Source organism: Sphingomonas sp. HT-1 (genome assembly GCF_048568905.1).
Lineage (GTDB): Bacteria > Pseudomonadota > Alphaproteobacteria > Sphingomonadales > Sphingomonadaceae > Sphingomonas.
The window spans coordinates 2,931,042-2,949,908 of record NZ_CP183770.1 but is presented as its reverse complement, the minus strand read 5'-3'; the positions used below and the strand labels follow the sequence as shown (position 1 = coordinate 2,949,908).

18 protein-coding genes are annotated in these 18,867 nt (G+C 65.5%); 9 read left to right on the top strand and 9 right to left on the bottom strand.

The window, feature by feature from the left end:
• Positions 1 to 32: 32 nt before the first annotated feature.
• The 4 genes from ACNFJ7_RS13740 to ACNFJ7_RS13725 form a co-directional block, all read right to left on the bottom strand.
• Positions 33 to 1,250 (bottom strand): argininosuccinate synthase, encoded by a 1,218-nt coding sequence (locus tag ACNFJ7_RS13740; protein WP_019367636.1) that lies wholly within the window; start codon positions 1,248 to 1,250, stop codon positions 33 to 35.
• Positions 1,251 to 1,349: 99 nt separating this feature from the next.
• Positions 1,350 to 2,606, bottom strand: coding sequence for an SAM-dependent methyltransferase (locus ACNFJ7_RS13735; RefSeq protein WP_019367637.1), 1,257 nt, complete (start codon positions 2,604 to 2,606; stop codon positions 1,350 to 1,352).
• Positions 2,607 to 2,754: 148 nt separating this feature from the next.
• Positions 2,755 to 3,837, bottom strand: coding sequence for a Ca2+-dependent phosphoinositide-specific phospholipase C (locus ACNFJ7_RS13730; RefSeq protein ID WP_236704522.1), 1,083 nt, complete (start codon positions 3,835 to 3,837; stop codon positions 2,755 to 2,757).
• Positions 3,838 to 3,968: 131 nt separating this feature from the next.
• Positions 3,969 to 4,442 (bottom strand): DUF4168 domain-containing protein, encoded by a 474-nt coding sequence (locus ACNFJ7_RS13725; protein ID WP_152997896.1) that lies wholly within the window; start codon positions 4,440 to 4,442, stop codon positions 3,969 to 3,971.
• Positions 4,443 to 4,619: 177 nt separating this feature from the next.
• On the opposite strand from ACNFJ7_RS13725, the gene rlmN reads away from it, so the two are divergent.
• Together rlmN and ACNFJ7_RS13715 are read left to right on the top strand one after the other, a co-directional pair.
• Entirely contained in the window at positions 4,620 to 5,828 is a 1,209-nt protein-coding gene (gene rlmN, locus ACNFJ7_RS13720) for a 23S rRNA (adenine(2503)-C(2))-methyltransferase RlmN (RefSeq protein WP_026008792.1), read from the top strand.
• Positions 5,829 to 5,861: 33 nt separating this feature from the next.
• Positions 5,862 to 6,272: a lysozyme inhibitor LprI family protein gene (locus ACNFJ7_RS13715; protein ID WP_019367641.1), complete on the top strand. Its 411-nt coding sequence runs from the start codon at positions 5,862 to 5,864 to the stop codon at positions 6,270 to 6,272.
• Here the strand turns inward: ACNFJ7_RS13715 and ACNFJ7_RS13710 are convergent.
• Entirely contained in the window at positions 6,250 to 6,870 is a 621-nt protein-coding gene (locus tag ACNFJ7_RS13710; protein WP_019367642.1) for a flavin reductase family protein, read from the bottom strand. The two genes, ACNFJ7_RS13715 and ACNFJ7_RS13710, sit on opposite strands and share 23 nt — an antisense overlap.
• A 141-nt stretch (positions 6,871 to 7,011) precedes the next feature.
• On the opposite strand from ACNFJ7_RS13710, the gene ACNFJ7_RS13705 reads away from it, so the two are divergent.
• On the top strand, positions 7,012 to 7,722 hold the full coding sequence (locus ACNFJ7_RS13705; RefSeq protein WP_026008793.1) for a cytochrome b/b6 domain-containing protein: 711 nt from the start codon (positions 7,012 to 7,014) through the stop codon (positions 7,720 to 7,722).
• The gene (locus ACNFJ7_RS13700) at positions 7,719 to 8,450 is read left to right on the top strand and encodes a molybdopterin-dependent oxidoreductase (RefSeq protein ID WP_019367644.1); all 732 of its coding nucleotides are present in this window, start codon (positions 7,719 to 7,721) and stop codon (positions 8,448 to 8,450) included. Before ACNFJ7_RS13705 ends, ACNFJ7_RS13700 begins: the two co-directional genes overlap by 4 nt.
• A gap of 9 nt (positions 8,451 to 8,459) precedes the next feature.
• Here ACNFJ7_RS13700 and ACNFJ7_RS13695 read toward each other — a convergent pair whose 3' ends face one another.
• Together ACNFJ7_RS13695 and ACNFJ7_RS13690 are read right to left on the bottom strand one after the other, a co-directional pair.
• Positions 8,460 to 8,930 carry a hypothetical protein gene (locus ACNFJ7_RS13695; RefSeq protein ID WP_019367645.1) on the bottom strand — a complete coding sequence of 157 codons (471 nt, stop codon included), beginning with the start codon at positions 8,928 to 8,930 and terminating at the stop codon, positions 8,460 to 8,462.
• Positions 8,927 to 9,574, bottom strand: coding sequence for a histidine phosphatase family protein (locus ACNFJ7_RS13690; RefSeq protein ID WP_026008794.1), 648 nt, complete (start codon positions 9,572 to 9,574; stop codon positions 8,927 to 8,929). The genes ACNFJ7_RS13695 and ACNFJ7_RS13690 overlap by 4 nt, the downstream gene beginning before the upstream one ends.
• A 277-nt stretch (positions 9,575 to 9,851) precedes the next feature.
• Here ACNFJ7_RS13690 and ACNFJ7_RS13685 point away from each other — a divergent pair, with 277 nt between their 5' ends.
• The 3 genes from ACNFJ7_RS13685 to ACNFJ7_RS13675 all read left to right on the top strand — a co-directional run bounded on the left by ACNFJ7_RS13685 (position 9,852) and on the right by ACNFJ7_RS13675 (position 12,735).
• Complete coding sequence (locus tag ACNFJ7_RS13685) at positions 9,852 to 10,460, top strand: outer membrane protein (protein ID WP_019367647.1); 609 nt, start codon at positions 9,852 to 9,854, stop codon at positions 10,458 to 10,460.
• Between the two features lie 148 nt (positions 10,461 to 10,608).
• Positions 10,609 to 11,721, top strand: a complete 1,113-nt coding sequence (gene dnaN / locus ACNFJ7_RS13680) for a DNA polymerase III subunit beta (RefSeq protein ID WP_019367648.1) — start codon at positions 10,609 to 10,611, stop codon at positions 11,719 to 11,721.
• A 252-nt stretch (positions 11,722 to 11,973) separates the two neighbouring features.
• Positions 11,974 to 12,735 (top strand): Coq4 family protein, encoded by a 762-nt coding sequence (locus ACNFJ7_RS13675; RefSeq protein WP_019367649.1) that lies wholly within the window; start codon positions 11,974 to 11,976, stop codon positions 12,733 to 12,735.
• An 82-nt stretch (positions 12,736 to 12,817) separates the two neighbouring features.
• Here ACNFJ7_RS13675 and ACNFJ7_RS13670 read toward each other — a convergent pair whose 3' ends face one another.
• A complete protein-coding gene (locus ACNFJ7_RS13670) occupies positions 12,818 to 13,615 on the bottom strand; it encodes a hypothetical protein (RefSeq protein WP_019367650.1) in 798 nt (265 codons plus the stop codon).
• A gap of 75 nt (positions 13,616 to 13,690) precedes the next feature.
• On the opposite strand from ACNFJ7_RS13670, the gene recF reads away from it, so the two are divergent.
• A complete protein-coding gene (gene recF / locus ACNFJ7_RS13665; RefSeq protein WP_019367651.1) occupies positions 13,691 to 14,758 on the top strand; it encodes a DNA replication/repair protein RecF in 1,068 nt (355 codons plus the stop codon).
• A 3-nt stretch (positions 14,759 to 14,761) separates the two neighbouring features.
• On the opposite strand, the gene ACNFJ7_RS13660 is transcribed toward recF, so the two are convergent.
• Positions 14,762 to 16,180 carry a M20/M25/M40 family metallo-hydrolase gene (locus tag ACNFJ7_RS13660; protein WP_019367652.1) on the bottom strand — a complete coding sequence of 473 codons (1,419 nt, stop codon included), beginning with the start codon at positions 16,178 to 16,180 and terminating at the stop codon, positions 14,762 to 14,764.
• Between the two features lie 124 nt (positions 16,181 to 16,304).
• On the opposite strand from ACNFJ7_RS13660, the gene gyrB reads away from it, so the two are divergent.
• Positions 16,305 to 18,797: a DNA topoisomerase (ATP-hydrolyzing) subunit B gene (gene gyrB, locus ACNFJ7_RS13655; protein ID WP_019367653.1), complete on the top strand. Its 2,493-nt coding sequence runs from the start codon at positions 16,305 to 16,307 to the stop codon at positions 18,795 to 18,797.
• The last annotated feature ends 70 nt before the right edge of the window (positions 18,798 to 18,867 follow it).

Sequence of the window (18,867 nt, the reverse complement as noted above, 5' to 3'; positions counted from 1 at the left end):
CTAGGGAAAGCGCCCGCGCTTGGCCTTTGCCCTCAGCCCCCGCGGCGGCCAAGCAGGCGCAGGCGCAGCGCGTTGAGCTTGATGAAGCCCGCAGCGTCACGCTGGTCGTATGCGCCCTGGTCGTCCTCGAAGGTCACGACCTTCTCGCTGTATAGCGTGTACGGCGACTTGCGGCCGGTGACGATCACGCTGCCCTTGTACAGCTTCAGCCGCATGGTGCCGGTGACCTTCTCCTGGCTGTAATCCACCGCAGCCTGCAGCATCTCGCGCTCGGGCGAGAACCAGAAGCCGTTGTAGATCAGCTCGGCATAGCGCGGGGCCAGCTCGTCCTTGAGGTGCGCGGCGCCGCGATCGAGCGTGATCTGCTCGATGCCGCGATGCGCGAGGTGATAGATGGTGCCGCCCGGCGTCTCGTACATGCCGCGCGACTTCATGCCGACGAAGCGGTTCTCGACCAGATCGAGCCGGCCGATGCCGTGCTTGCGGCCGAGCTCGTTAAGCGCGGTGAGCAGCGTCGCCGGGGACATAGCCTCGCCGTTGAGCGCCACGCCGTCGCCGCGCTCGAAGTCGATGGTGATCGTCTCGGGCTGGTCGGGCGCGTCTTCCGGATTCACCGTGCGCGAATAGACATAGTCGGGGACTTCTTCCCACGGATCCTCGAGCACCTTGCCCTCGGACGAGGTGTGGAGGAGGTTAGCGTCGGTCGAGAAGGGCGACTCGCCGCGCTTGTCCTTGGTGACCGGGATCTGGTGCGATTCGGCGAACTCGATCAGCTTGGTGCGGCTGGTAAGGTCCCATTCGCGCCACGGCGCGATCACCTTGATGTCCGGGTTCAGCGCATAATAGCCAAGCTCGAAGCGGACCTGGTCGTTGCCCTTGCCGGTGGCGCCATGGCTCACCGCGTCGGCACCCACCATCTTGGCGATCTCGATCTGGCGCTTGGCGATCAGCGGCCGCGCGATCGAGGTGCCGAGCAGATAGAGCCCCTCGTAGAGCGCGTTGGCGCGCATCATCGGGAACACATAGTCCTTCACGAATTCCTCGCGCACATCCTCAATGAAGATGTGCTCGGGCTTCACACCGGCCATTTCGGCCTTCTTGCGCGCGGGCTCCAGCTCCTCACCCTGGCCGAGATCGGCGGTGAAGGTGACGACCTCGCAGTTATAGGTCTGCTGCAGCCATTTCAGGATCACGCTCGTGTCCAGCCCGCCCGAATAGGCGAGGACGACGCGATTGATCTTATCCGACATGGGGCAGCGACTCCGGGGTAAAAGGGATTGTTGGATCGCGGGGCCTCTAGGGTTCCCGCGCCCGCCGCGCAATATCCGCTTATCCCTGCGCCGCCGCGGCTAGACCGAACGGAGCCGCATCGATGGGCCCGCCTCGGTCTGCAGCGCCGCTTCCGCCTCCAGCATATAGTCACGCGTGATCGGCAGCGCGGTGCGCGAACGGGCAAACTGCAGCTGGTAGTTGACCAGCCCGCCATTGACGAAGCTCACATAGGATCCGGCGAGATAATAGGTCCACATCCGGAAGAAGCGTTCGTCGTAGAGATCGACGATCGCGTCGTGCGCGGCAACGGTGCGATCGTACCAGGCCTTCAGCGTATACGCGTAATGCAGCCGCAGCACTTCCAGGTCGGTGAGGAAATAGCGCAGCCCCTCATAGCCGCGGGCAATCTCCGACAGCGCCGGAATATAGCCGCCGGGGAAGATGTATTTGAGCGTGAACGCATCGGTATAGCCGGGCGCTCCCGCCCGCCCGATCGTGTGCAGCAGCATCACGCCATCGGGCGTCGTCAGCTCGCGGCACTTCGCGAAGAAGGTGCGATATTGCGGCGTTCCGACATGTTCGAACATGCCGACCGAGACGATCCGATCGAAGCGGCCGGTGAGTGCGCGATAGTCGATCAGCTCGAACTTCACCTTGTCCGAAACGCCCGCCGCTGCCGCACGCTCGCGCGCGATCTTCAGTTGCTCCTCGGACAGGGTGATGCCCAGCACCTCGGCGCCGGTCGTTGCATGGATGTAGAGCGCCATGCCGCCCCAGCCGCAGCCGATATCCAGTACGCGCATGCCCGGTTCGATTGCCAGCTTGGCGACGATATGCGCCTTCTTGTCGCGCTGGGCCTGTTCGAGGCTGTTGGTGGGATCGGTGAAATAGGCGCAGCTATATTGCCGATCGGCGTCGAGAAACAGATCGTAGAGCCGAGCGGAAAGATCGTAATGGTGCGCCACGTTCCGCTTGGATTTTCGCGCCATGTTGGTGCGGCCGATCCAGTGCGAGACCTTGCCTGTCATCAGGCGCAGCGGCGAGGGATGGAGCACGGTGGCGCTCGCTTCCCAGCGGTTGTTGGCGGTGACCAGCGTCAGCAGGTCGAGTATGTCGCCTTGCTCCAGGTTCAGGCTGCCGTCCATATAGGCTTCAGCGGTTCCGAGCGCGGGATCGCGCACGATCCGTGCTTCGGCGCCCGGCCCCAGCCGCATCGCCACCGGTGCGAGCGCTGGATCCGGCACGCCGAACTGGCGCGACGCGCCGTCGGCGCGGACAAGGGTAAGCTGGCCGCGCTTCACTGCACGGTCGAGAAAATGTTCAATCAGGGCCATCGCGATCCCGTACTGCGCTCATGTTTCGTCGGTACCCGCCTCGCGTTTCCGCCATGTACCGGCAGCGGAAGGCGTTACGGGAAGCCAACGAAACGCAGCCTGAACGGGGTAGTTCACGCTTCCCACAAAAATGTTCCCGCGACCCGCCTCATTTCGGACAGCGTGCGGTAACGCGATTGCAGGTCCAGTTGCGCCCCCGGAGAGAGACGCGGAAGTTCAGCGCGCGCGGATCGGGCGCACCTTCATAAAAATCCGTGCTGATGAACTGCGCGCCCGATCCGATCGCCGCCGCCAACCGGCGGGTGTCGTGGGTGCGCGCCTCGATTGTTTCCGCATCGGCGCGCGTGCGGACCATGAAGCCTGCGCGGACCCGGGCGGTGATCGTCGCCTGCTCCTGCAACGGGTTCTGCATGTTGAAGAATGCGGCCTCAGGCGCGGCTTCCGGATACCAGCCGAACATCATTCGACCCTTCAAGCTGGCATGGCCGGTGCGGTAGCGCTCCGCATTGGCCTCGGACGTATCGAGTACGAACAGGAACTTGCCGCGCGCGGCGCCGACCGTAGGCCAGCGATGCGCCAGCACCGCCTCGCGCAATGTCGGGACGGTGCCGCGGACATCGTCGGGCGATATCACGCGGTCGCGGCCGATCGCAGCGGTAATATCGCCGTCCAGCGCGTCGAGCGCCGCCGCGTCGAAGCTGAGATCGGTAGTGCGCAGGCCTGGAATCGGCCGCACGTCGCTGGCGTTGACCAGAATGATCATCGGAAGGTGCCGCGGATGCGCATCGGACCAGCGGCGAATGATTTGCAGGCAGCTGCGAAAGGTGCGGCAGTGCGTCTGCCAGTCGAGCCCCGGAATATGGATCGTCTTGGCGCCGGGCGCCGCCATCTCCGCCCGAATCTCCGCAGTGCCATCCGCATAGGGCGCGGCATAGGCGCCGCCCTCGGGATCGGGGGCAACGTCGATCTCCAATTGGCGCAGGCCAAGTGCCAGCTGGCTTTCTAGCGGCGGATGGCCATAGGCCAGCCCCTCCCAGCTCTTCGGCGTCAAAGTGCGGATCCGAGCCTCCACCTGCGGCAAGGGATAGGGGCGATAGCTATTGTGCGAGCCCAGCACCTGCACCTGATCGAGCCGCAGGGAATCCAGGCGGCTGTCACCCTCGGGCGCCGCTCCGCCCGGCGCCATCGCCATCAACAGTGCCGCAGCAGCGATCGCAAACCCCTTACCCATCATCCTGCTTCCTTGTGAAACGAACCCGTGGCGGAGCCTGTGGCGCGCTTTCGTTCCGGAAGCATGACAGTAGAGCATACAAAAACGGCGGCGGTCCATCAGGACCGCCGCCGCCATAGGGAGCTATTCGATCAGTTGCCCGAAGGGCCGCTCGGTGTGCTCGCCTGAGCGGACTGGCCGCTGGTCTGCACCTGCGCCGCGGCGGCCTGGATCCGCTGATTCAGCGCGGGATCTGCGGCCATCGCCTGGCTGATCTCGTTGAAGCGCTGCGGTTGCAGGCCCGACGTGGTGATCGCGGCGACGAAGCGAGTGTTCTTCTCAGCTTCCGGCACAGTCGTATCGGTGCTGATCTTATTCACGGCGAGCGCAGCAGCGGCATATTGCTTCACCTCGGTGTCACTGACGGCGCTGGTCGCCGTCGTGGCCGGTGCCGCAGCGTCCGGTGCCGCCTGGGTGGGCGCCGTCTGCGAAGGCATGCTTTGCGAAGGCATGGTCTGCCCGGGAGCCGTCTGGCCCATCGGCGGCTGGGCGGGGGTGGTCTGAGCCATCGCGCCGGTCGCCATCAGGGCGCCTGCGGCGGCCATGGTCGAAAACAGCATTTTCATCATCATCTCCTCGCAACAATGAAACTCTCTACGAAGGGAGTAACGTTCAGCTGGGGCGTGGGTTCTGGCCCACCAGGCTGATCACGACAGATCGTGGCACGGACGGGACGGCGCGAACGATCGCACAGCGCAATGCTGCCGCTGGAAACCGCATGGTTTTTCGACTATATGCACGCGATGCAGACAGTGTCGGCCGCTCCCATGCCCATCCCGGGGCACATTGATCCCGTGCCCGTTCCGCGTGCCGAAAGCGTGCGCCCCGATGGTCGTGTCGACCTGATCGGCCTGCCGCGCGAGGGCATCCGCGCCGCACTGGAGACAGCTGGCATGGAGCCGAAACAGGCCAAGCTGCGCGCCAAGCAGCTATGGCACTGGATCTACAATCGCGGCGCCACCGAATTTTCGGCGATGACCGATATCGCCAAGGCACAGCACCCTTGGCTGGCAGAGCGTTTCGTCATCGGCCGCCCCGACGTCGTCGAAGCGCAGGTTTCGAACGATGGCACCCGCAAATGGCTGCTCCGCTCGCCCGACGGGCAGGATTACGAGATGGTGTTCATCCCCGACGCCGATCGGGGCACGCTCTGCGTCTCCAGCCAGGTGGGCTGCACGCTCAACTGCCGCTTCTGCCACACCGGCACGATGCGGCTGGTACGCAACCTCACCGCCGGCGAGATCGTTGGCCAGGTGATGCTCGCGCGCGACTCGCTCGGCGAATGGCCCAGCCAGCCCGAGGGGCGCCTGCTCACCAACATCGTGATGATGGGCATGGGCGAGCCTCTCTATAATTTCGACGAGGTGAAAGCCGGCCTGCAGATAGTGATGGACGGCGACGGCCTTGCGCTGTCCAAGCGCCGCATCACCCTCTCCACCTCGGGCGTCGTGCCGATCATGGCGCGCGCGGGTGAGGAGATCGGCGTAAACCTCGCGGTGTCGCTCCACGCGGTCACCAAGGAAGTGCGCGACGAGATCGTGCCGCTCAACAAGAAGTACGGCATCGAGGAGCTGCTCCAGGCCTGTGCCGATTATCCTGGTGCCAACAATGCCCGGCGTATCACGTTCGAATATGTGATGCTGAAGGACAAGAACGACAGCGACGCCGATGCGCGCGAGCTGGTCCGCCTGCTGCGCAAGTACAAGCTGCCGGCCAAGGTGAACCTGATCCCGTTCAACCCCTGGCCGGGCGCAGCCTATGAATGCTCAACGCCGGAGCGGATCAAGTCCTTCTCCAACATCGTCTTCGAAGGCGGCATCTCGGCACCGGTCCGTACCCCGCGCGGGCGCGACATCGATGCCGCGTGCGGCCAGCTGAAGACCGCATCGGAAAAGAAAAGCCGCGCGCAGCTCGATCGCGAAGCCGAAGAAAAATTCGCCGCGCTCGATTGAGGGCATTCATAGGGTTCGACTAGGATCGTCGCCATGCTGCCAATTCTGCTGAGTATCGCAATCGCCGCTCCGGTTGGTCCCTGCCCCGAGGCAAAGACCACCGTGGAGATGGACACCTGCCTCGGCAAGGTCAGCAACGCCGCCGATGTCGAACTGGCGCGCTATCTTGCAGCCGCCCGGAAGCAGGCCGCTGCCGACGGCCTGGCCGTCGGCCAGGCATTCGACGATGCGCAGGCGCGCTGGGTCGCTTGGCGGAAGGCCGAGTGCGACACGCTGTACCTGTATTGGCGGAGCGGCACGATTCGGGGCGCCAAATATCTCAGCTGCCGCATCGACCTCACGCGGGCACGCACGCGACAGCTTTGGCAGAACTGGCTGACCTATCCGGATTCGACCCCGCCGATCCTGCCGGAGCCGCCGCTCAGCGCGGACGCTCCATCCTGAACAGCGCGGCCTGGCCGATCTCGAAGTAATCAGCAGGTCCGCCGCCGCGCAGAATCGGGCCGGCGCGGCCGGTCTGATACGCGCCATCTTCCAGCATCGCCGAATCGATGTGGATGCCGATCGCTTCGCCCAACACCAGCCAGCTGTCGATCGGTTCCGCGTCCTTTGTCTCCAGGCGGATCAACTGGGTCAGGCGGCATTCAAACTGCGCCGGGCTTTCCGCCACCCGATCCGGTCGGACCAGGCGCGACGGCAGTGCCGCAAGGCCCGCCAGCGCGAACTCATCGACCTCCGGGGAGACCATCGCTGCGCTCGCGTTCATCGCTTCGGCCTGCCGGCGCGTCGCTAGGTTCCAGACGAACTCGCCGGTATCCGCGATGTTAGCGACGCTATCCTTCCATCCGATCGAAGCGAAACCCAGGATCGGCGGGCGATAGTTGAACAGGTTGAAGAAGCTGTATGGGGCAAGGTTCCGCACGCCCCCGGTCGAAACCGTGCTGATCCAGCCGATCGGCCGCGGCCCGACGATTGCGTTTAACGGATCGTGTGGCAGGCCATGGCCGGTAGCGGGTTCGTAGAAATGATAATCGGCAGACATCAGGGCTCCGGCATTTTTGCAGCGGACGTGAAACCAATGTCGCTTGTCCGCCGAATCTCCTATTGTTGAAACCGCGCACTTGCACAGCCTTGCGCCCTCTCTCGGGAGGAGCGCGGATCGGGACCGAACAGGGACAAGCAGATGGCCGAAGACTCCCGCAGGATCTACCGTCACCGGTTGTTCACGCGCCTGTGGCACTGGATGAATGCCGCCACGCTGCTGGTGATGGTGGGTAGCGGCCTGATGATCTTCAATGCGCATCCCCGGCTCTACTGGGGGCAATATGGCGCGAATTTCGACCATGCCTGGCTCACCCTGCCGCGCTTTCCCGGGTGGGTGACGATCCCGTCCTACTACAGCCTGGCCGGCGCGCGGCACTGGCACCTGTTCTTCGCGCTGGTGCTGGCGTTCGGCCTGCTTGCCTATCTGCTGTGGAGCCTGGCGAGCGGCCATCTTGCCCGCGACCTGCGCATCCGTGCCCGCGAACTCGGGCCGCGCCACCTGTGGGACGATCTGAAGGCGCATCTTGCCCTGCGCTTCCACGATCCGGAAAACCCGCGCGCCTACAACATCTTCCAGAAGCTGGCCTATGTCGGCACGCTCTTCGTGCTGCTGCCCGGCGTGATCCTGTCTGGCCTTGCGCTTTCGCCCGGCATGGACGCGGCCTGGCCTTGGCTGACCGCCATGTTCGGCGGGCGCCAATCGGCGCGTTCGGTGCATTTCATCGTGATGGCGCTCATCCTCGTCTTCGTACTTGTCCACGTCGTGCTGGTGCTGCTCGCCGGGCCGATCAATGAGATGCGTTCAATGATCACGGGATGGTGGCGCGTGCCCAGGGAGAAACGGCCATGATCCTAACCCGCCGCAACCTGCTCGTCGCCGGCACCGCCGGGTTGCTCGCCAGCTGCGATTCGTTCACCGACAGCCCGGTCCTGGCCAGCGCCGAGGAGGCACACCGCTTCCTCCAGCGGTCGGTCGGCCGCGGCGCGCTCGCCACCGAATTTCGCGCGGACCAGCGCAGCCCCCGCTTCCGCGTCAACGGCACGCACCATCCCAATACGCCGGAATACAACATCCACGCCGGCACCCGCTTCGTCGATTGGCGGCTGGCGGTGGAAGGCATGGTCGCTCGTCCGCTGCACCTCAGCCTCGCGCAGCTGCAGGCGATGCCGCAGCGCGCGCAGATTACCCGGCATGATTGCGTGGAAGGGTGGAGCGCGATCGGCAAGTGGCAGGGACCGCAGCTCGCCACGGTGCTGCAGGCCGCCCAGATCAGCCCGCTGGCACGCTACATCGTGTTCCACTGCGCCGATCGATACGGCAACACCAATTATTACGAATCGATCGACATGGTCGATGCACTGCACCCTCAGACGATTCTCGCCTGGGCGCTCAACGATCACCTGCTCGATATTGGCCACGGCGCGCCGCTGCGACTGCGGGTCGAACGCCAGCTGGGCTACAAGCACGCCAAATATCTGATGCGGATCGAAGCGGTCGCCTCGCTCGCCAGGATCGGCCAAGGCAAGGGCGGCACCTGGGAGGATACCAACGGCTATCAATGGTATGCGGGGATCTGAGCCGATCGGTCAGCGCAGGCAGGCGAGCGCCGCCGCGTCGATGGCGCTGGCCGCTCCTTCCAGAGCGTAGCTGTCGGCGAAGGGCGCGCCATTCGCCCCGACGCTCTCGACGCTGAGTGCACGCCCGCCGCGCATCGCCGCGACGATTACCGCATCGGTGCGGGCATCGGGCGCCCATGCGTCGCGCGGCCCGGCGAGCAGGGTGAAGCGCCGCTCGCCGGCGGTCAGCACCACGCGTGCGCCTTGGCTGCGGGCGCGGCTCAGCCGCACGTGCAGCTGGTTGCGCAGCCCCCGGCCCGGCCAGCTGGCGATGCTGACAAAGGCATCCCGCCGCAGCGTTCGATCGATCGGCTGTGCGATGGCGAAGCAATGCGCCGGCGCCGCCTCGCGAAATGCGCCCCAGCCTTGGTAGATGCCGATCGCCGATCGCCCCGCCGGCGCCTGCCACGCCGCCAGCAACAGGGCGAGCAGCGCGATCATGCCGGCGCGGCGCCGCGCCCGGTTCCCAGATGCACCACCGTCTCCACCCCGGCTTCGATACGGACGATCGATCCCTGCGGCAGGTCGGGCGCCACTGGTGCGTTGAACTGCGGCAGAACGTCGCGCCCGGTCATCACCCCGCGCAGTATGCGGCTGGACATGCCGTGCATGATGACCAGCCGGTCACCCGGATCGTCCGCGGTATCGGCCAGCCAGCCCGAGACGCGCGCGGCGATCGCGTCATACCATTCGCCGCCTTCAGGCGGACGGCTGTACAGCCCATGCTCGGGATCGAGGAACGGGCCGACTTCCCGCTCCAGATCGGCATAATAACGGCCGCTCCATCGGCCCATGCCGATTTCAATCAGCCGGTCGTCGGTTCGCGCCTGGTGCCAGTCGAGCTCGAGATGCTCGGCGATGATCGCCAGCGTCTGCAGCGCGCGGCCGGCGCTGGACGCCCATAGCGTCAGCTTCGGGCGCGACCCGAGCATCTCACGGAGCGCGGCACCCATTGCGTCCGCCTGGGCAAAGCCGGCACGCGTCAACGGGGTGTGCGGATGATCGCCCTGCATCCGGCGGGCGATGTTGAACACGGTCTCGCCATGCCGCGCGATGAAATCGCGGCCTTTGCGCTTGTTCGGCATGCCGCATCTCTCGGTCGAAATTCCGCGAAACGCAATGTCCCATTTTGGCCCGATTTCGTTCAGCGGCGCGACAGCGAGCATGGCGCAACGGTCGTTTCGCTCGCGAACGACGAGCGCCGGAACGAACGAGGGAGGCACAGAACGCCGGGCGTCGCACTGCATCGCCCGGTCGTGGACGCGCTTTGCCCCCGCCGTTCCGAAGATCGCGCAGCCGAGGCGTGTCGCCTGCGGCTGCAATCCGGCCGCTTTCCGAAGCGGCCTTAGTGAGGAGTATGATATGCGTATCAAGATCATCGCCGCCGCGCTCGTCGCATCGTCCGCCATCGCCGCACCGGCCTTCGCACAGGATTCGAACTTCTCCGGCTCGCATGCCGAAGCGATCGTGGGCTGGGATCGGGTGAACGACAAATCGTCCTATGACGCCTCGCGCGACGGCGTCACCTTCGGCGGCAATATCGGCTATGACGTGCAGCGCGGCAGCACCGTGTTCGGCGTCGAAGGCGAAGTGACCGGATCCAGCATTAGCGATCGCACCAGCAACGTCATCAATCAGGGTGATCGGCTGCGGGTAAAGGCCGGCCGCGACCTCTATGTCGGCGGTCGCCTCGGGTTTCTCGCGGGCCCGCGCACGCTGATCTACGCCAAGGCAGGCTACACCAACGCCCAGTTCATCACCGACTATACTTCGCCGAACAGCACGCCCGCGCTCGATCTGCGCTCGCGCGACAATCTCGACGGCTGGCGGCTGGGTGCTGGCGCCGAGTTCAAGCTGACCGACAAGGTGTTCGCCAAGGCGGAGTATCGCTATTCCAACTATGGCTCGCAGTCGAACGGCGTCGATCCGGAACGCCACCAGATCGTCACCGGCGTCGGCGTGCGCTTCTGATCGCCGAAAAGGCGTCTGGACTGTGGAAAAGGGGGCCGGAGCGGCTTGCTCCGGCCCTTTTTCGCGTTAAGGGTACAGCATGGCGCACTGCCACCGGCCGGGTCGCGCCGGGTAAAAGCTAGGGCGACGGCCCGGGGGTTTGAGGTACATGAAGGCGACGATCGAACGCGCAACTCTGTTGAGGGGCCTGAGCCACGTCCAGTCCGTGGTCGAGCGGCGCAACACGATTCCGATCCTGTCCAACGTGCTGATCGATGCACAGCTCGGCGGATCGCTGCGGCTGATGGCCACCGATCTCGATCTGCAGATCGACGAAACGATTCCCGCCGCAGTCGACCAGGTCGGCGCGACGACGGTGTCGGCGCACACGCTGTTCGACATCGTCCGCAAGCTGCCCGAAGGTTCGCAGGTGGTGCTCACCGCGGCCGAGGGCAAGCTGACGGTGGTGGCCGGCCGCGCCCGCTTTCAGCTCGGCACGCTGCCGCGCGACGATTTCCCGATGATCGCCGAGGGCGAGCTGCCGACCACGTTCGAGCTGCCGGCCGAAACGCTGAAGCAGATCATCGACAAGACCCGCTTCGCGATCTCGACCGAAGAGACGCGCTATTATCTGAACGGCATCTTCTTCCACGTGACCGACGATGCCAATCGCCTGCTACGCGCCGCGGCCACCGACGGCCACCGGCTGGCGCGCGTCACCGTGCCCTGCCCCGAAGGCGCCGATTCGATGCCGGGCGTGATCGTGCCGCGCAAGTGCGTGGGCGAACTGCGCAAGCTGCTCGACGAGGTCGACGGTTCGGTGGGCGTGTCGCTCTCGCCGTCGAAGATCCGCTTCGATCTGGGCCAGGCGATCCTAACATCCAAGCTGATCGACGGCACCTTCCCCGATTACAGCCGCGTGATCCCGACCGCGAACGACAAGCTGCTCAAGCTCGATCCGAAGAGCCTGATGCAGGGCGTCGACCGCGTCTCGACCATCGCGACCGAGAAGACCCGCGCCGTGAAGATGGCGCTGGAACGCGACAAGGTGGTACTCTCGGTCACCAGCCCCGAGAACGGCGTCGCGGCCGAGGAAGTCCCTGGCGAATATGCCGCGATGGGCTTCGAGATCGGCTTCAACAGCCGCTACCTGATGGACATTCTCGGCCAAATCGAGGGCGATCTAGTTGAAGTACATCTCGCTGATGCCGCCGCACCGACGCTGATCCGCGAGAACGATACATCGCCTGCACTCTACGTACTGATGCCGATGCGGGTTTGACCGGGTTGTAAAAACCCGTTCATCGACAAGCGCTTGCCGTGGTTTACACGGGCTTTCCGAAGCCTTCCGCGCTTTCCCCGGCTTGGCCACGGCACCGCAGCGCGGCATTACATGGTCATGCCCCGAGGGTCGCACTTACGGGACTTGGGTCGGGCGGCGGATCTCCCTGGGTTCGTCGTCCGGCTCGGGCCGCTTGAAACGCGAAGTCGCCTCCTCTATTAACACTTATGTCAGTTAATAGGATCGGATGGCATGGCGACGCAGCCCCCCCAGACGCTCAATCCCGGTGTGCCGCTGCGGCGGGAATGGGGCACGGCCTTTGCGGCCCTTCGCCGTCTGCTCGCCAATGGCGATGATACCGAACAGGTCTTCCGGATCATGCGCGCGCTCAATGGCGACGTCACGCAGCGCAATTATCGCAAGCTCCTGCGCGTCCAAGGCGGGGGCAAGCTCGCGTATCGCCGGCTGGAACTGGCACAGCGGCTGTCCGATCGGACGTGGATCGACAGTTTCGCACCCAATACGTTGGGCGCAGCCTATCGCAACTTCCTCGATAGCACCGGCTATTCGGCCGATGGGCTGGTGCAGGTCAGCATGGTCGAAGGAGGCTTCCAGGGCATCGATGTCGAGCATCCTTATGCCTGGATGGGCCGGCGCGAGCGCGACATCCACGATATCTGGCACGTGCTGACCGGCTATAAGGCCGACGAGCATCTGGGCGAACTGTGTCTGGTGGCATTTTCCTATGCGCAGACCGGCGGCCTTGGCTGGGGGTTCATCGCGCTGGGCGGTGCGCTGAAGAGCATCCGCACCACCGGGCGCTTCGATTGCATTCGCGCGATCTGGGAGGGATATCGCCACGGCAAGCGCGCCCGCTGGCTGCACGGCGAGGATTATGAGGCACTGCTGCAGGAGCCGCTTGCGGCGGCCCGGCGGCGCCTGGGCATCGCCGATCCGGCGCGCTACCGCACCGCACAGGCACGGCTCGCTGCGGCGGGAATCAGCGCGCTGTAGCCGCCGCCTCGCCGTCGAATCCGCCAAAGAAAAGGCGCCCCGGCCGAAGCCGGGGCGCCTTTTCTGTTGCGCAGCGGAGCGCTTACTTGGCGGCGGGGCTCGCTTCGGGAGCCGGGGCCGGCGCAGCGGTCGCGCCCGGTGTCGGTGCCGCACCTTCCTTGTCGCCCGCAGCCTTGGCGGCTTCGAGGGCCTTATTGGCCTGGTCCATGATCCGCTGGCGCAGCGCCGCGCGGTCGAGCACCTTCGGCAACGCGAACTCGCTTGCGGGGATCGCGCCCGCCTTCACGTCCTGCAGCGTCAGCGCGTCGCCCAGGCGCAGCACCATGCCCTTTCCGATCACGTCTTCCAGCGTCTTTTCCGCCTTGGGAATGCTGGTGAACATGGTCGCCATGCGGGCGCTGGTCAGGCGGGTCTGCATGCCGATCGCCGCCGCGACATTGGCGTAGCGCGAATCCTTGCTCACCACGATGCGGATCGAATCGCCATTAGGGTTGCCCTTGGGCTGGATGCTCCAGATCGTGCCCTTCTGGTCGGCTACCTTCTCCTCGCCCACTTCCACCGCCTCATATTCCGGATCCTGGGGCAGCGGCTGGGGCTTCATGCCCTTTTCCTTGGCGATGTCCTGCGTCGCCCCTACGAAATCGTTGAAGCTAGCGGCGAACTTCTCGCTGCCTTCGGTGATCACGACATAATCGGTACCGCCCTTGCGGATCAGCGTCTGCGGGCCGGCTTCTACCTTGGCGTCGCCATTGGCGGCGGCCTTCACGGTGATCGTGCCGCGGCCACCGGCAGCGGCATAGCGCGCCGTCACATCCTCGGGCGCCTTGGAGCAGGCCGCAACCAGCGCGAGTGCGGCAATGGTGAGTGTCTTGCGGATCATGTGTTTCTATCCCTTCGCCCCGGTCTATCGGCCAAGCGGTGTTCGTGGGCAAGGTGCTGCGCTACAGCCGCTTTCATGGCCGTCAAGCGTCTCCTGCTCACCGACTTCCGCAATCACGCCGATGCGCTGCTCGCACCCGGTGCCGCGTTTGTCGTGCTCAGCGGCGAAAATGGTGCGGGAAAGACCAATATCCTGGAGGCGGTGTCTCTGCTCGCGCCCGGGCGCGGCCTGCGCGGAGCCCCCTTGGGTGAGATGGCCCGACAGGGCGGCCCCGGCGGGTTCGGCGTCGCCGCGACGCTCGACGATGCCGAGATCGGCACCGGAACCAGGCCCGATGCGCCGGAGCGCCGGATCGTCCGGATCAACGGCGCCACGGCGGCGGCGACCAGTCTGGCGCAGTGGCTGGTGGTGCTGTGGCTCACGCCCGCGATGGACCGACTGTTCCTGGAAGCGCCGGGCGACCGCCGCCGTTTCCTCGACCGGCTGACTCTGGCACTCAACCCCCGTCACGCCCATGAAGCGACCCGCTACGAAGCGGCGATGCGTGAACGCAATCGGCTGCTTGCCGACGAACTTCCGCCCGACCCTGCCTGGCTCGATGCACTGGAAGCGCGAATGGCCGAACATGGCGCCGCGATCGATACCGCGCGACGAGAGGCCGTCGCGGCCTTGGGCGCGCGGCTCGCCGATCAGCCTCCGGGCCCGTTCGCCCGCGCCGGGCTGGCGCTCGAAGGCTGGCAGGGCGACGCGCCGGCGCTCGCCGCCGCGCTTCGCGAAAGCCGCCGCCGCGATGCCGCCGCCGGCCGAACCTTGGTGGGTCCGCACCGCGCTGATCTGCAGGTGAAGCATCTTGACAAGGCGCAGCCGGCGCATCTCTGCTCCACGGGCGAGCAGAAAGCACTGCTGCTCGGCATCGTGCTGGCCCATGCCGAGTTGGTGGCAGACCGCGCCAGCCGCAGCCCGATCCTGCTGCTCGACGAAGTCGCCGCGCATCTCGATCCCGGCCGCCGCGCCGCGCTGTTCGATCGGCTCGCCGGGCGCGGTCAGGTTTGGATGACTGGCACCGAACCGTCGCTGTTCGAAGCGGTGCCTGCCACCGCCGCCCGGTACCGCGTAGCTGATGGCAGGATCGAACCCGCCTGAGCCCTATTCCTGCTCCGCATACGCCTTCACCAGATCGTACAGGTAATCGCGGCCGGTATAGAGCGAGCGGATCTCCACCCGCTCGTTGAGGCCGTGCACCCCGTTGCCGTCTGGATCGCCCCAGCCGCCGGGCACGCCATAGGTCGGAATGCCGACAGCGGCGAGAAAGATGGCGTCGGTCGCGCCTGTCGACATGGTCGGTACCAGCGGTACGCCGGGGAAGTACTTCGCGACCAGCTTCTCCGCCGGCCCGACCACCTTGGGATCGAGCGCGGGCGGCTTGGCGATCGGCCGCACCGGCGGCACCATGGTGATCGACACCTTCGCATCGCCGATCGCCGTCGTCAGCGCTTTCAGCGTCTCCTCGCTGCTGTGGCCGGGGAAGATGCGGCAGTTGATGTTGGCCGCCGCGCGCTGCGGCAGCGCGTTGTTGGCATGGCCACCTTCCAGCAGCGTGGCGACGCAGGTGGTGCGCAGCATCGAATGGAAGATGCGATCGGTGTTGAGCAGCGATTCCGCCGCCTTGTCCGCCGGGTTTGCGGCGATCGCCGCCATTGCCTTGCCCATCGCGTCGCTGCGCGCAGCGCCTGCCTTTGCGAAATAGGCCCGGGTGGTGTCGGACAACTCTAGCGGAAAGTCATAGGCACGGATCCGCACCAGTGCGTCCGCCAACTGGTAGATCGCATTGTCCGGCACCGGGATCGAGCTGTGGCCGCCGGGATTGGTCGTCTCCAGCCGATAGTTCTGCACTGCCTTTTCGCCGACCTGCATTTGCTGGACGAGCACCTTGCCCTTGCCGTCGGATTTGCCGCCGCCGCCTTCGTTGAGTGCGAATTCGGCATCGATCAGATCGCGCTTGTTCTTCGCCAGCCATTCGGCGCCGTTGAACGCCCAGGTGGTTTCCTCACCGCAGGTGAGCGCCAGCTTGACCGTCCGCTTGGGCTTGTACCCGGCTTGCTGGAATCGGATCAGCGTGTCGGCCCAGCTGGCTGCCATCGCCTTGTCGTCGACGGCGCCGCGGGCATAATAATAGCCGCTTTCCTCGACCAGCTTGAACGGATCACGGGTCCAGTCCTCGCGCTTGGCGGCGACCACATCGATATGCGCGAGCAGCAGGATCGGCTTCGCCTTTTTCGACGTGCCCGGATAGACTGCGACCAGCCCGCCATCCTTCGGGTGCTCGGGCGTGGAGAACAGCGTGAGCTGCTCGTCCTTGAAGCCGGCCGCTTTCATCCGCGCGGCGATCTGCTCGGCCGCCTTAGTGCAGCTGCCCTCGTTCACCACCGTGTTGGTCTCGACCAGTTCCTTGTAGAGTTCCAAGAACCTGGCCTGATCCGGCCGCAATGCCGTAGCCTGCTGCGCGTCGGCGGGAAGAGCGGCGAACAGCGTTGTCGCTGCTGCGGCCGCACGAAGGAACGTCATGCCGGAACCCCCATGTTCGATTGTTGCCCTGACCCGCAGTTGAGCATGGCGCGCCGCCGAAGGGAAGCCGCGCTCACCGCCCATTTTGCTTTCGTTCCGGCGTCTGAATCCCTATATCCTCGGCATGGCAGACACTCCGAAGACGAACGATCCCAACGCGAACGAGTACGGCGCAGATTCCATCAAGGTTCTCAAGGGCCTCGACGCGGTCCGCAAGCGCCCCGGCATGTATATCGGCGACACCGACGATGGCTCGGGCCTCCACCACATGGTGTTCGAGGTTTCCGACAATGCGATCGACGAGGCGCTGGCCGGCCACTGCGACCTGATCCAGATCACGCTCAATCCGGACGGGTCGGTCTCGGTCGAGGATAACGGCCGCGGCATTCCGACCGGCATCCACTCCGAAGAGGGCGTGTCCGCCGCCGAAGTGATCATGACCCAGCTCCATGCGGGCGGAAAGTTCGAGAACACCTCGGACTCGAACGCCTACAAGGTCTCGGGCGGTCTGCACGGCGTGGGCGTGTCGGTGGTCAACGCGCTCAGCGAGTGGCTTGATCTCAACATCTGGCGCGACGGCGAGGAGCATTACATGCGCTTCCGCCACGGCGACGCCGAAGCGCCCTTGAAGGTGATCGGCCCGGCCAACGGCAAGAAGGGCACCCGCGTCACCTTTCTCGCCAGCCCGGAAACGTTCAAGATCACCGAGTACGATTTCGAGAAGCTCGAGCATCGCTACCGCGAGCTCGCCTTCCTCAATTCGGGCGTCCGCCTGTTCCTGCGCGACGCGCGGCACGAGGAAGTGAAGGAAATCGAGCTGTTCTACGAGGGCGGCATCGCCGCGTTCGTGAAGTATCTCGATCGCAACAAGGTCGCGCTGATGCCCGATCCGGTGGCGATCAGCGGCACCCGCGACGACGTGACGATCGACGTCGCGCTGGAGTGGAACGACAGCTATTACGAAAACGTCCTCTGCTTCACCAACAACATCCCGCAGCGCGATGGCGGCACCCACCTCGCGGCCTTTCGCGCGGCGCTGACCCGCACGCTCAACAGCTATGCCGACAAGTCGGGGATGCTGAAGAAGGAGAAGGTCAGCCTCACCGGCGACGACATGCGCGAGGGGCTAACGGCGATCGTCTCGGTCAAGCTGCCGGACCCCAAGTTCAGCAGCCAGACCAAGGACAAGCTGGTCTCCTCCGAAGTCCGCCAGCCGCTTGAAAGCCTGATGGCGGACAAGCTGGCCGAATGGCTGGAAGAGAACCCCGCCGTCGCGAAGCAGATCATCCAGAAGGTGATCGACGCGGCCGCCGCGCGCGAGGCCGCCAAGCGCGCCCGCGAGCTCACCCGCCGCAAGGGCGTGATGGACATCGCCAGCCTGCCCGGCAAGCTCGCCGACTGCCAGGAGCGCGATCCGGCCAAGTCCGAACTCTTCTTCGTCGAGGGTGACTCGGCCGGCGGATCGGCCAAGCAGGGCCGCGATCGCCACTTCCAGGCGATCCTTCCCCTGCGCGGCAAGATCCTCAACGTCGAGCGTGCGCGCTTTGACCGGATGCTCGCCAGCCGCGAAATCGGCACGATCATCACCGCGCTCGGCACCGGCATCCGCGACGATTTCAACATCGAGAAGCTCCGCTACCACAAGATCGTCATCATGACCGACGCCGACGTGGACGGCGCGCACATCCGCACGCTGCTGCTGACCTTCTTCTACCGCCAGATGCCCGAGATCATCACGGGCGGGCACCTCTATATCGCTCAGCCGCCGCTCTATAAGGCGACCAAGGGCCGCTCTGAGGTGTACCTCAAAGATGATGCGGCTCTCGACCAGTATCTGGTCGATGCGGGCGTGGGCGGCACGGTGCTCGACACCAATGGCAGCCAGCGCTCGGGCGAGGACCTGCGCACGCTGGTCGAGCATGCCCGCCGCATGCGCACGCTGATGCGCTACGTGCCGCGCCGCTACGATCCGATGATCATCGAATCGCTAGCGTTGGGCGGCGCACTCGATCCGTCGGTGAGCCGCGAGCAGCATGCCGAGGAACTGAAGACCGTCGTCGACCGGCTCAACGCCGCCGACACCGAGGCCCGGTGGAGCGCGCGCATCACCGAGGATGGCGGCTATCATTTTGAGCGGCTGTGGCGCGGCGTGACCGATCACCACATCGTCGAGGCGAACTTCCTCGTATCCGCCGAGGCGCGCAAGCTCCACACGCTGGCAAGCGAGCAGGCAGCGGCGTATCTGACGCCGTCCAAGCTCGTCTCGAACAAGGGCCTCGCGACCGATATCGACGCGCCGGTGCCGGAGGAAGAGGCGCCGGTCGCGGTCGGCAAGGGCGAGAGCCTGGTGTCGCGCCCGTCGCAGCTGCTCGACGCGATCCTCGCCTTCGGGCGCAAGGGTCTGGCGATCCAGCGCTACAAGGGTCTGGGCGAGATGAATGCGGAGCAGCTGTGGGAGACCACGCTCGATCCGCAGAACCGCTCGATGCTGCAGGTGGCGATCGACCAGGCCGACGTGGCCGACGCGATCTTCACCCAGCTGATGGGCGACGTCGTCGAACCGCGCCGCGACTTCATCCAGGAGAATGCGCTGAGCGTCGCCAATCTCGACGTCTGATCGCTCGTCCGGCCGCGGGAGCTTCCGCACCGCCAAGTGGGGCAGTTGCAATCTTCAACTGCCCCGCTTG